This window comes from Lactobacillus agrestimuris (assembly GCF_943193025.1).
Classification (GTDB): Bacteria; Bacillota; Bacilli; order Lactobacillales; family Lactobacillaceae; genus Lactobacillus; species Lactobacillus agrestimuris.
The window spans coordinates 20,859-33,632 of the sequence record NZ_CALPCQ010000002.1; the positions used below are offsets into that span (position 1 = coordinate 20,859).

The following is a 12,774-nucleotide window of genomic DNA, read 5'->3' on the forward strand; positions in this document are numbered from 1 at the left end:
GGGGAGTATAAGAATGGATTTTATCTATGAATACACTGAAGATAATCTTCGCTTACCTGCAACTTATTTTGAAAGTAGGGAAAAAGATATCTGTGTTGTATTTATCCATGGAATGTATACCAACATTCTAGAAAATTATTTTGCAGTCGAATGGGGTAAACTACTTGCTCAAAATAATATTGGCTTTTTATACGGTCACACTAGAGGTTATTCCAGTACCAATGATATTATTACTAAAAGTGAAAATTCAGTAACCTTAGGGACAACTTTTGAAATATTCGAAAATTGTTTAAAAGATATCAAAATGTGGATCAAGAAAGCTTATGAATTGGGGTATAAACGCATTGTTTTAGCAGGACATAGCTTCGGTTCTAACAAGGTACTATATTATTATTACAAAAATCATCCTGATATTATTGGAATTATCTTTGCATCTCCACCTGACATGCAAGGTCTTACACGAATGTATGAGCCTAATTACGACTCATTATTGAAAGAAACTGAAAAAAACATCAGAGAAGGACAGCCGAGAAAACTAACAAGTAAGTTGGTAGAAAACTACCTTCCATTTAGTTCAGCAACCTTTCAAAATTTCTACAAACCTGGTAGTAATGTTGATAATTTCCCGATTACTAGAAATCCTGAGCATTTTAAACAACTTGAAACAGTTGAAGTTCCAATTTTAGCCTTTTCAGGGGCAAACGAAGAAGAACCATTTTTACAACTTGATTTGTTAAAACAAAAGGCAAAAAAATGTTCAGATTTTACCTACAAAATTATTTCTAATACAAATCATATCTATTGGAAGAAAGAAAAAGAAACGGGTATGCTAATTTTGAACTGGTTAAAAAATTTAAAATATAACTTAAAATAAAAGGAGTTATGATTATGACAGCAAATGAAAAAATTATTGCTTTAGTTAAACCCGAATATTTAGAAAAAATTCCAAAGATGTTTCGAAAACATGCAACAGAAGGCACTTGCAAATTAATTGCTCGCGAACACTCAGCTCTTTATGCAGCATTTGAAGGTGATCCAAGTGCTGCTAATAAAGAAGAAATGACTAAATTAGTTAATGGAATTTTTGAACAAAGGATGAAAAAGCATAAATTTTTATAATTTTGTGATTTTTGAATTAGAGAAGAATAAGGTTAGTAGTACCAGATTGGCAAGGTAGTACTGACTTTACCTATAATCTTGGTGCTAAAATACTAATTAAGCTAAATAAAAAATTAACTGGTCCTCTAATGGCCAGTTATTTTTCTTTTGAATGGGGAGGATTTTTAATGAAAACTTTGATTATTTATTATTCTTGGTCTGGAAATACGAAAAGAGTAGCAGAGAAGATTCATCATGAAGTAAAAAATAGTGATTTGGTAAAAATTAAAGTGCCTGCGGAGACTTTTTCTGCTGATATGTATAAAACTAATGATATTTTTAAGGAACAACTTAAAACAAATCAACTACCCCAAATTAACTTACCTAAAGTTGATTTTGAACAATATGATCTTATTTTAATTGGTAGTCCAGTATGGGATAGCATGCCAGCTAGTCCCATTAAAAGTTTTTTGAATGAATTACAAAGAGTTAATTATTCTGGTAAAATTGCATCATTTTTTACTGATGTTGGTCAAGATAGAAATTATGATCAAACTTTTAAGACATGGGGCAAAAATTTAAATATAATAGGAACTGGACGAGATATGTCAAAAATTAATGAATGGATTGGTGTTTAATGGATAAGAAATTAGAAAACGCTAGAAATTTATATTTACGTGCTATACGAGATGCTGAAGTTGATGAAGTTTTAGAAAATTATATGGGTGAAACTTATCGGCAACATAGCACAGGTGTCCCTGACGGCAAAGAAGGATTTGCACAGTTTTTTACTGATTTTTTTAAACGTAATCCTAAGCGAGATATTCAAATTGTCCGTGATTTTGCTGATGGAGACTACGTTTTTATGCAGGTTTTACAAAATCTAAATGATGGAACGGTGCAATGGGTAACGGCTGATATTTTTAAAGCTGATAAGAATGATCGAATTATTGAACATTGGGATGTAATTGAGGCCTATAAAAAGAATTTACCTCATGACCAAATTTTAGGAAAATTTGAGATTAAAGATTTAGATTTGACTGAAAAAAATAAGGCCACGGTTAGATTATTTTTAACTGAAGTTATGCAAAATCATAATTTTTCAAAATTTGAAAATTATATTTCATCTGATCTTATTTCGCATGTACCAGAGATTTCAGATGGAAGTGCGGCATATAAAAATTATTTACTTGACCATAAGGTAACCTATGATTTTGTTTTTAAAGTCTTAGGAAAAGGTAATTGGGTTGTGGCTTATTCTAAAATTATTGATCAGAATCAAGCACAAGCTCATTTTGATATTTTTAAATTGAAAAATAATAAGATTGTTGAACATTTTACTGTAACAGAGCCGATTCCTAAAAATGAGGATTTAACTAATTCCGGAAAGTTTTAGATAGTTGCTATTTGAAGGAGGAGTAACATTTTTATGAGTAAAGAGCGACTAGCGGCTTTTACCGATGCCGTACTTGCAATTATTATTACAATTTTAGTTTTAGAATTAGAGAAGCCACATACTTTAACTCTAAATGGCTTTTTAGAATTATGGCCTAACTATATGGCTTATACTATTTCATTCTTTTGGCTAGGTGCGATGTGGATTAACATGCACAATGAATGGTATAACGTTAAAAAAATTGGAACTAGGACTCTTTGGGCTACACTAATTGTATTATTCTTTTCTGCGCTGTTCCCATATGCTACAAGTATCGTTTCAGCCAATTATAACAATAAAGAAGCACAGGTTTTTTATGGAATTATTGTTTTATTGATTACCTTTGCTAATGGTAATATGTATGCTTCAGTTGCTAAAGAAGATTTGCATTTGTCGTTCAGTGCATGGATCAAACGGAGAAGACGTGCGTGGGCAGTTTGGGATATTATTATTAAAGTATTGGGTTTGATAATAGCGGCTACAGTATATCCCCCCGCAATGTTATATTCTGTGTTAATAACTTTGCTTTTCTTAGTTATTCCAAATCAAATTAAACGGCCTAACATTATATAAAATGTTTCAACAAATTAAATATTTTATTATTCATCAAATTAAAAAGAGAAACTAATGCAAAAGAGGTAGCTCACACCGTGAGCTACCTCTTTTATTTAGGCCAGATCTTAATTAACTTTTGCAAAAATGGTTTGATGCGAGCCCTATTTTCTTTGTTTTTTAAATAGCAAGCATAAATTGGTAAGGAATTATGTTGATCACTAATTTGAACTTCTTTTCGGTTATCATCCTCATTACGGCTTTGATCTAATCGAGTTAGATTAGAACGAAAAACGGGAAAGTTTGAATATCGTGTTAATTCATCAAGTGAATTAAGATCTTCTTGGTAAAGAAACTTAGCCTTAGGAATATAAGTTTCACAAATATTTTTCCATGGTCCAATATCTTGAACTACCAAAAAACTTAAGCCTGTTAAATCTGTAAAACTAACACTTTTTTGTTGTGAAAGTGGGTTAAACTTATCGATTTTTACTGATAATTGTTCGCTCCCCAAATAAAGTGATTCAATTTCTTCAGTCTGAATTTCTTGATGAGAAAAAATAATTTGTTCTTTATAAGTAACTAAATCTGAAGGTACATCTTCTGGAGTAATCAATTGATTATTAAATGTTAGTTTTTGTTCAAAGCTATTTTGATCATATTCATATTGAATAAATAATAAAGGACCTGGAGCTACAGAACCGAGTTTAATAGATTGCTGACTTTTCTCAAAATTAATTACCTTTTCGATAAAGACTTCCTGGTTTTTTAATAATTTCTCGGCTTCTTGGGCGGCAAGTTCTCCTGTAGCAGTTAGTTCGATTTTATTAGCGCCCCGATTAAAGAGAGTAACGCCAATTTCTTGTTCAAGTTTTTTCATACCGCGAGTAACACTAGGTTGCGTAATTAATAGGTGTTCTGCAGTAGCACTTAAAGTTCCATATTTTTTAAAAGCTACTAATTCTGCTAATAATTCTGGATTAATCAAGCTATAACCTTCTTTCTACCATACATTAATCGTATACTAGCATAATTCTTTGGTAATTTTAAGCTTGGAGATTGTGCTATATACTCATAACTGAATTAAAAATAAAAGTAAAAAATAATCTGAGGTAGAAAAATGGAATATATTAAATTAAATGATGGAAACAAAATGCCAATGTTAGGATTTGGAGTCTTCCAAGTACCTGATTTAAAAGAAGCTCGTCAAGCAGTTACTGATGCAATTGATGTAGGATACCGTTTATTTGATACGGCAGCAGCTTATCTCAATGAAGAAGCAGTTGGTGCAGCAATTAATAATAGTGGAATTAATCGAAGTGAATTCTTTGTTACTTCAAAATTATGGGTGGATCATTTTACTTATGAAAAGGCTAAGCAAGGAATTGATGATTCACTTAAGAAGTTAAACATGGATTACATGGATTTATACTTACTTCACCAACCTTATGGTGATACTTATGGAGCTTGGCGTGCATTAGAAGAAGCACAAAAAGCCGGTAAAATTAAGTCAATTGGTGTTTCAAACTTTTATCCAGATCAAGTTAAAAATTTGGAATTAATGAGTGATGTCAAACCAGCAGTTAACCAAATTGAAGTTTCACCATGGTTCCAGCAAGATCAAGATGTTAACTTTATGCAAAAAGAAGGTATTGCCGTAGAAGCCTGGGCACCATTTGCAGAAGGAAAACATGAAATTTTTACTAATGAGACTTTAGCTAAAATTGGTGAAAAATACGGTAAGAGTAATGGTCAAGTGATTTTACGTTGGCTTCTTCAAAGAGGAATTGTTGTAATTCCAAAGTCTGTTCATAAAACAAGAATGGAAGAAAACTTCAATGTCTTTGATTTTGAATTATCACAAGAAGATATGGAAACAATTAGTAAACTTAATAAGAATGAAAGTCAATTCTTTGATCACCGTGATCCAGCAGCGATTGAATCAATCTTTGGTTCAAGCTTGAGCGCCTTACGTTAAAGCTAAAAATGCGATTCTTTTGAGAGGAGAGATGTTTTTATGGAAACCTTTAAATTAAATAATGGAGTTGAAATTCCAAAACTTGGTATCGGCACATTTCAAATGGAACCAGAAGCAGCTGAGAAGGCGGTAGTCGACGCTTTGAAAGATGGATATCATTTGATTGATACAGCTAATGGTTATATGAATGAAAGAGCAGTTGGACGCGCCATTAAAGAAAGTGGCATTAAACGTGAAGATATCTTTATAAGTTCTAAGCTTTGGCCAACTGTTTATGAAGATGAAAATGCAATTGATGATACCTTAAAGCGTTTAGGTATTGATTACATTGATTTGCTTTTTCTCCATCAGCCGGCAGGTAATTGGGAAAAAGGATATAAACAAATTGAAAAGGCATATAAAGAGGGAAAAGTTAAAGCTATTGGTATTTCTAACTTTCATGATGAAAAGTTACGCAAATTATTCGAAATGGCTGAAATTAAGCCTCAAGTAATGCAAGTTGAAGCGCATCCATACTTCCCTGAAACTGAATTAAAAGAATTCTTGAAACCTTATGGTACTAGAATTATGGCATGGTATCCGTTAGGCCATGGAGATGCAAGTTTAATTAACGAACCTGTATTTTCTGAATTAGGCAAGAAATATCACAAATCTAATGTTCAAATCATCTTACGTTGGCATATTCAAGAAGGCAATATTGTAATTCCTGGGTCAACAAATCCTGCACATATCAAGTCCAATGCAGATATCTTTGATTTCAGTTTAAGTGCTGAAGACATGGCAGAGATTGCTAAGATTAACAAGAATAAGAGATATTATATCCCTTCAGATAGCTTAGAAGAAAGCTATGCTAACATGAAGATGGATTTTAATTCTCAAAGATAATCGTTATTTAAAACTGAGTTTTAAGCTCAGTTTTTTATTGCACAAATTTTTTAAATTATTATACATGATCTGAATAGTACCATACTTTTTTAGTAATTTTTTAATTAAGATTTATATCTATACTAAGAGTTGTTAGTAATAAAAAGGAAATGATCACTTTGAATAAATTAAAAAACCTAATATTATTTTTATTTGCCAGTTTTGGAATGATTCTAGTGTTGTCTGCGTGTTCTAATCAAAATAGTTCTTCAAACAATGACAACTATAGCTCAAGGAGTACTAGTACTACGAGAACTAAAAAAGATGGTGCTAGTCTAATTGTATATTTCTCAATGTCAGGAACAACAGAAGAAGCAGCTAAACAAATTCAAAAAGATACAGGTGCTAAGATATTTAGAATTACGGCAAAAAGAGCGTATTCTAATGATTATGATGGCTATGCTAAACGTGGTGATTATGAACGCAGACATAATGTTCATCCCGCTATAAAAAATAGAATTCCTGATTGGGAAAAATATAAGACAGTGTATGTGGGTTTTCCAACTTGGTGGCAACACCCACCAATGATCATTCATACTTTATTTGATGATTATAGTTTTAAGGGTAAAACGATAGTTCCATTTACTACTAGTATGTCAACGCCTATGTCTAGTTCAATGCCTTATATTCGTAGAATGGCAAGTAAAGATAGAGCTAGAGTTTTAAACGGCTTTAGATATACTGGGAATAAAACAGCTTTAGCAAACTGGATAAAGGGATTGAAATTAACCGATAATAAATAGAGGTGATTGTAGATGAGAAAATTTAAACAAGTATTTGGAGTGCTCACCTCTGTATTATTGGTATTTACTTTAGTGGCTTGTTCTAATGCAGAACAAGTTAATAGTAAAAATAAAGGTTCTAAAGTAAAAATCACTAGAACTAGTAAAAAAGTAAAGACAAAAGGTGTAGGACAAATCAGAACAATTTTTTATCAAACCGCTTATCAAGGAAAAAAGTATAATAAAAAAGCACAAGTATATTTACCTACTGGTTTTAACAATAATGAAAAACATAATATCCTGTATTTACTTCATGGTTCAACTGAGGTACGAAATGGCCAAAGTACACTTCTGAAAGATGGTAATTTTAAACAATTATTTAATAAGTTAAACAATAATGGACGTTTAAAAAATACGATTGTTGTTTTTCCCACTTACTATCCTTCTGCAAAGTTTGTAACTAGTAACTATTATCAAGATAATACTTTAAATCGTAATTTCGGTAAAAATGAATTGATGAATGACTTAGTTCCAGCAGTTGAAAGTCACTATCGTACTTATTCTAATTTAAAAATAAATAGTTCAGCTTTGCAAAAATCGCGTGCCCATCGGGCATTTGGTGGCTTTTCAATGGGAAGTATTACTACATGGTATGTTTTCCAATATGATTTTCCATATTTTCGATACTATCTCCCATTTGCTGGAGATTCTTGGACTGTAACTTCTGATGGTGGAACTAATGCTCCTAGAAGAACTGCGCAGGTTTTAGCTGATGTAGTTCGCAGATATCCAGATTTCAAATTCAAGATTATGGCAGGAGTGGGTTCAGGTGATGGAACTAGAGGATCAATGGAACCACAAATTGATGCAATGAAAAATTTGCCACAATTTAACAACAATAATCTGCAATATTATGTTCAAGATGGTGGAACTCATAGTGCTCCAACCTTTAATAAAGTAATTAATTATTACGCGACTCAATTATTTAAATAGCATTCGCTTAGCGTATAGCTCTATGAATGATTGATAATTTTCAAGATTTAATAATGACAGTATACTTTTATACGTAAAGAAATTCAGAAAGGACAGATTGATTATGACAAAGAATGTAGCTATTATTGGTGCGAATGGTCAAATTGCACGCTTAGTAGAAGATCGTATTTTAAATGAAAATAAAGATGTTCACTTGACGCTATTTTTAAGAAATGCAAGTCGTCTTTCAGAATTAGAAGGTAATAGTCAAGTAACTATTATCGATGGAGATGCAACTGATCCGGAAGATTTACGTAAAGCAATTAAGGGCCAAGACATTGTTTATGTTTCATTTGTTGATCACGGTGCTGGTGCAAAAACTACACAAGATATAATTAAGATCATGGATGAAGAAGGTGTAAAACGTCTAATTTCCTCAAATATCCTAGGTATTTATGATGAAGTGCCAGGTAAGTTTGGAGATTATAATCGTGATGTTTGCTTCGGCGGAAAAGTTGAACCGGACAATGCTATGGTTCTTTCAGATAAGTACGTTGAAGATTCAGACCTTAATTGGACTGTGATGCGTATAGCTTGGCTTAACGATCGTGATGATACTAATTATACTGTCACTCAAAAGGGTGAAGAATATGTTGGTGTATCTGTTTCAAGAAAGAGCGTTGCAGATGTTGTCGTATCAATCATCAACGACCCATCTAAATATAGCGATGAAAGTATTGGCTTTGCCGATCCAGCAACTCAAGGCTCAGATAAGCCGGTATATTAATTCTCTATTAGTTAATTTCATTCAAAAAGTGTCTGGAAAAAACTAATTCTCGGACATAAAAAAGAACGATGATTTCCTTTGGATTGATCGTCTTTTCGTATCTGAGGATTAGTTTTTCTCCAGACACTTTTTATACTTCTCTAAAAAATTGATACAAATACTCGCGATAAGCAAATGCCATGATTACATTGCGCAGCATCTGTTTTTGATCGGTATTGTCGTGGCCGATCTTTTGTAATTTGTTATTTTGATTGAAAACATATAATAAAACATTTTTTAGTTCGGCAGCAAAGTAGTTATAAGCTACTTCGGTTGAATATGTTTTTTGCTGAATAGTGATTGCTTTTTGTAAGTCCTCTTGATCCATCACGTTTTTGGCAATAGCAATAAAAATTAAAGTGGCAATTTGATCTCTTTTATATAATCTGCCCTCAGGAGATGCAATCAAATCGTGTTTTACATAGTTACTGATCATTGAAGTAGTAATTTTTAGGTTACCTAAGGGAGCTAAGTATTGATTAATATAAGTTACTACCTGGTTTAAATATAATCCCATTTCGGGTATTTTTTGATAAACGGGAAGATTTAATTCTGCTACTGAAACATTTTTTTTCATGATGGAGTCTCCTCAAAATGATATTAAGTTAATTATTTTCTTTTTTTAGCATTCTGTCAATTAATATCTTGCAACAGGTTTTTGAAAAACTGTTGACATAATTTGCAAAACTAGATAATATCAATTTCATAAGTGAGGTAATTAAAATGACAGTAAAAATAATTACGGATTCAGGGGCTAACGCTTTCATGTCATCTATCGACGGTATACAGCAAAGCAGTGTTCCATTAACAATTAGAGCTGGTTCGCTTTCTTGGCTTGATAATGGGGAAGTAGATATTCCTAAATTTATTTCTGCTTTGAAAAGTACTAAAGATCGCACTTCGACTGCTTGTCCTAGTGTACAAGATTGGATGAATTCTTTTGCCGGAGCAGATGAAATTTTTGTTTTAACAATTACTAGTGCCTTATCTGGAACATATAATTCAGCTGTCCAGGCTGCAAAAATCTTCACCGAAACACATCCAGATGTGAGGATTCATGTCTTCGATACTCGCTCAGCTGGCCCACAAATTAGGTTACTTGCTGAAGATGTAGCGCGAATGTTTAATAATGGCTTAAATTTTGACCAAGTTGTTGAAACTATGAAATATCGACTTAGACAGACAGATTTACTTTTTGTCTTAGAAAATTTGGATAATTTAGCCAATAATGGGCGGATTAATCCGGCTTTGGCGCGGATTGCTCATGCATTGAAGTTAAATATTGTTGGAACTGCTAATGACGCCGGTAAATTTGAAATGGTGGGTAAGACCAGAGGCGGAAAGAAGATGTTTTCTAAATTAGTTAAAAATATGCAAGAAACTGGTTATCGCGGTGGCAGGGTATTAATTGATTATGTTCAAAATCGAGAAAAAGCTGAAAAATTAAAACAGACAATCTTAGTTGTTTATCCAGAAGCGCAAGTTTCTTTATCTGAATGCGGCGGATTGTGTACATATTATGCCGAAGATAATGGTTTAATGATCGGTTATGAAAAAAATTAAGCAAATCAAAGTGTCTGGGAAAAAATTAATTCTCGGACACTTTTTAGTTGTTTTTGAAATTTTTAATGAAATAATGACAATTTTAAGATAAAATAGGGAAAAATAAATTAAGCGGAGGTTAAAAATGAAAAACTTTTTTAAGAAAGTATCGGTAACAACATTCTTAAAGGCAGACGCACGTTTAACACGATCCCTTAATGCAAAGGACTTAGTAGCACTAGGGATTGGAGCTGTAATTGGGACCGGTATTTTTATTTTACCCGGACATGAAGCTGCTCAGCATGCTGGTCCAGCTGTAGCAATTGCTTTTCTACTAGCTGCCATTGTATCAGGGATGGTTGGAATGGCATATGCTGAGTTTTCTTCAGCTATGCCTGTAGCCGGTTCAGCTTATTCATTTGGCTCAGTAGTTTATGGAGAAATAGTTGGTTGGCTGATTGGCTGGGGATTATTATTAGAATATTTCTTGGCAGTATCAGCAGAAGCAACAGGTTTTGCATCATATTTTAATAATAATATTTTAGAAGCAATTGGAATTAATTTACCTAAATCTCTTCAAGCGGGTCCGATGGAAGGCGGAGTAATAAACATTTCTGCAGTAGTAATTATTTTACTAATTGCTGCTATCTTGTACCAAGGTGGCAATATGTCTAAAAAAATAGAAAACTTTGCTGTAATTTTGAAAGTGGCAATTATTATCTTATTTATTATTGTAGGTATTTTTTACATTAAGGCACAAAATTATGTTCCTTTTTATCCTAAAGAATTTAGAACTGAACCATGGGGAATTGGAGGAATTTCAACAGCTGCTGCCACTGTCTTCTTTGCTTTTATTGGATTTGATGCCTTAGCAGCTAACTCAGCTGAAACGGTTCATCCAGAAAAAAATGTTGTCAAAGGAATTTTGGGCACAGTTTTAATTGCAGTAATTCTATATGTAAGTTTTTCATTAGTCTTAACTGGAATGGTAAATTATAAACATCTTAATGTTGATGATCCAGCGGCTTATGCATTAAAAGCAGTAGGACTTAATGCATGGAATAAGTTAATTACAGTAGGAGCATTAATTGGAATCTTCACAGCGATGATTGCCATGTTACTAGGTGGTTCACGTCTACTTTATGCATTAGGAAGAGATGGTTTATTACCTAAAAGTATGGGTCATGTAAACAATAAAAAAATGATTCCTAATAATGCAATTATTGTTTCTACTATCATTGGAGCAATTTTTGCCGGATTAGTTCCTTTAGTACAACTTGCTTCATTAATTAACGCAGGTACATTAATTGCATTCGCATTTATTTCATTTGGTATCATTCCTCTAAGAAAAAGAGAAGATATTAAAAACACTGGATTTCAAATGCCAGGCTATCCGGTATTACCTATTATTGCAGGGGCATTAAGTGTATATTTTGTAATTATGTTACCTAAAACCACAAAAATAATGGTAAGTATTTGGATGTTATTAGGAGTATTAATTTACTTGATTTATGGTTTGAGACATTCTAAACTTCAACAAACAGAAAAGTGTCTGGGAAAAAACTAATTCTTGGGCATGAAAAAAGAACGATGATTTCCTGATGGATTTGTAGTGAGCCGTAAAAGTGTCCAACTTTTACGGCTCACTACAACCAGTCTTCTTTATGCCAAAATAAAAAGAGCAAAAAAAGACGGTCAAGCAGCTCAAATTAAGAGTTGGATTGATCGTCTTTTCGTATCTAAGAGCTAGTTTTTCCCAGACACTTTTTGATTTCAAAATGGGAAAAGAGTCGCTTAATTAATCTAATACTTCTTTTGCAATAGAAATGAATGTATTTAACTTATCACTATCTTCCATCCGAAAAGCTACGTATATAGTTTGTTGAGCTTCAGGATCGGTAATAGGAATTAATCTTCTTTTATGATCTTGATGCTGTTTTGTCTGTTCAAGTTTAAGCGATAGATTTGTTCTAAAAATTGGAAAATTAGATTTTTTAATAAGTTCATTGAAAGTTTCAAGATCATTTTGGAATAAAAAAATACCATGTGGAATATTTTTCTTAATAATTTCTTTCCAAATTCCGATTTTGTTAAAGACAATAAATTCATGTGTATTCAAGTCAGAAAAAGTAATTGATTGATGATGATAGAGAGGATTATATTTAGTGATTTTAATAAAAAGCTTTTCTTTAGTAATTGGAAGTGATTTTATTTTCTCATGATTTATCTTACTTGTTGTGAAAGTAACATCGACTTGGTGACTTAATAAACTAGATAGTACGTCGTCAGTTTTTATCAGAGTAGGGATAAAAATATATTCAGAATTATTTTTAAACTTATTCTTTAATAAAAGTAGAGGAGCAGGAATTGTTGAAGCGACAATTATTTCCTTTTGAGCAAAATTCTGAATAGCTGGAATAAAGTCATTCTGTTCTTTTACAATCTTTTTTGCTAACTTTACAGCATTTTCACCTGCAGCAGTTAGAATAATTCGTTGTGGTTTGCGAATAAAAAGTTTAACGCCTACTTTTTTTTCTAACTTTTGAAGTCCACGGCTAATTGTTGCTGGCGATACATTAAGTTCATTGGCAGTTTTTGATAGGGTATGATTTTTTTCAAAAGAAACTAAATATTCCAATAAATAATTTTCAATCATATTTACCTCCTAGTTTGCACTACACGTAAACTAACATACAAGAGAAGTAATTTTCAAGATTTCAGTTTG

General features: G+C 32.3%; 16 protein-coding genes. 13 read left to right on the forward strand and 3 right to left on the reverse strand.

Translation table 11 applies throughout. From position 1 onward, the window contains the following. Positions 1-13 precede the first annotated feature (13 nt). The 5 genes from NFR82_RS00705 (at position 14) to NFR82_RS00725 (ending at position 3,106) form a co-directional block, all read left to right on the forward strand. Positions 14-874: an alpha/beta hydrolase gene (locus NFR82_RS00705; protein ID WP_251716232.1), complete on the forward strand. Its 861-nt coding sequence runs from the start codon at positions 14-16 to the stop codon at positions 872-874. A gap of 14 nt (positions 875-888) precedes the next feature. Then, complete coding sequence (locus NFR82_RS00710; protein ID WP_251716233.1) at positions 889-1,119, forward strand: hypothetical protein; 231 nt, start codon at positions 889-891, stop codon at positions 1,117-1,119. Between the two features lie 167 nt (positions 1,120-1,286). Further along, complete coding sequence (locus NFR82_RS00715; RefSeq protein WP_251716234.1) at positions 1,287-1,736, forward strand: flavodoxin family protein; 450 nt, start codon at positions 1,287-1,289, stop codon at positions 1,734-1,736. Beyond that, complete coding sequence (locus NFR82_RS00720; RefSeq protein ID WP_251716235.1) at positions 1,736-2,494, forward strand: nuclear transport factor 2 family protein; 759 nt, start codon at positions 1,736-1,738, stop codon at positions 2,492-2,494. The genes NFR82_RS00715 and NFR82_RS00720 overlap by 1 nt, the downstream gene beginning before the upstream one ends. Positions 2,495-2,527: 33 nt before the next feature. Beyond that, a complete protein-coding gene (locus NFR82_RS00725; RefSeq protein ID WP_251716236.1) occupies positions 2,528-3,106 on the forward strand; it encodes a TMEM175 family protein in 579 nt (192 codons plus the stop codon). 91 nt (positions 3,107-3,197) lie between these two features. Here NFR82_RS00725 and NFR82_RS00730 read toward each other — a convergent pair whose 3' ends face one another. After that, positions 3,198-4,073 (reverse strand): LysR family transcriptional regulator, encoded by an 876-nt coding sequence (locus tag NFR82_RS00730; RefSeq protein ID WP_251716237.1) that lies wholly within the window; start codon positions 4,071-4,073, stop codon positions 3,198-3,200. A gap of 132 nt (positions 4,074-4,205) precedes the next feature. Between NFR82_RS00730 and NFR82_RS00735 the strand changes: the two genes are divergently transcribed. The 5 genes from NFR82_RS00735 to NFR82_RS00755 all read left to right on the forward strand — a co-directional run bounded on the left by NFR82_RS00735 (position 4,206) and on the right by NFR82_RS00755 (position 8,468). Then, complete coding sequence (locus NFR82_RS00735; RefSeq protein ID WP_251716238.1) at positions 4,206-5,063, forward strand: aldo/keto reductase; 858 nt, start codon at positions 4,206-4,208, stop codon at positions 5,061-5,063. Between the two features lie 39 nt (positions 5,064-5,102). Then, positions 5,103-5,948: an aldo/keto reductase gene (locus NFR82_RS00740; protein WP_251716239.1), complete on the forward strand. Its 846-nt coding sequence runs from the start codon at positions 5,103-5,105 to the stop codon at positions 5,946-5,948. A gap of 206 nt (positions 5,949-6,154) precedes the next feature. Then, a complete protein-coding gene (locus tag NFR82_RS00745) occupies positions 6,155-6,730 on the forward strand; it encodes a flavodoxin (RefSeq protein WP_251716328.1) in 576 nt (191 codons plus the stop codon). Positions 6,731-6,742: 12 nt separating this feature from the next. Further along, on the forward strand, positions 6,743-7,702 hold the full coding sequence (locus NFR82_RS00750; protein ID WP_251716240.1) for an alpha/beta hydrolase: 960 nt from the start codon (positions 6,743-6,745) through the stop codon (positions 7,700-7,702). Between the two features lie 103 nt (positions 7,703-7,805). Continuing rightward, complete coding sequence (locus NFR82_RS00755) at positions 7,806-8,468, forward strand: NAD(P)H-binding protein (RefSeq protein WP_251716241.1); 663 nt, start codon at positions 7,806-7,808, stop codon at positions 8,466-8,468. Between the two features lie 130 nt (positions 8,469-8,598). Here NFR82_RS00755 and NFR82_RS00760 read toward each other — a convergent pair whose 3' ends face one another. Continuing rightward, entirely contained in the window at positions 8,599-9,084 is a 486-nt protein-coding gene (locus NFR82_RS00760; protein WP_251716242.1) for a DUF1836 domain-containing protein, read from the reverse strand. A gap of 146 nt (positions 9,085-9,230) precedes the next feature. Here NFR82_RS00760 and NFR82_RS00765 point away from each other — a divergent pair, with 146 nt between their 5' ends. The 3 genes from NFR82_RS00765 (at position 9,231) to NFR82_RS00775 (ending at position 11,799) form a co-directional block, all read left to right on the forward strand. Beyond that, positions 9,231-10,070: a DegV family protein gene (locus NFR82_RS00765; protein ID WP_251716243.1), complete on the forward strand. Its 840-nt coding sequence runs from the start codon at positions 9,231-9,233 to the stop codon at positions 10,068-10,070. A 124-nt stretch (positions 10,071-10,194) separates the two neighbouring features. Then, positions 10,195-11,616, forward strand: coding sequence for an APC family permease (locus tag NFR82_RS00770; protein WP_251716244.1), 1,422 nt, complete (start codon positions 10,195-10,197; stop codon positions 11,614-11,616). A 45-nt stretch (positions 11,617-11,661) separates the two neighbouring features. Further along, entirely contained in the window at positions 11,662-11,799 is a 138-nt protein-coding gene (locus tag NFR82_RS00775) for a hypothetical protein (protein WP_251716245.1), read from the forward strand. Between the two features lie 48 nt (positions 11,800-11,847). Here NFR82_RS00775 and NFR82_RS00780 read toward each other — a convergent pair whose 3' ends face one another. Further along, entirely contained in the window at positions 11,848-12,705 is an 858-nt protein-coding gene (locus NFR82_RS00780) for a LysR family transcriptional regulator (protein WP_251716246.1), read from the reverse strand. Positions 12,706-12,774 lie beyond the last annotated feature (69 nt).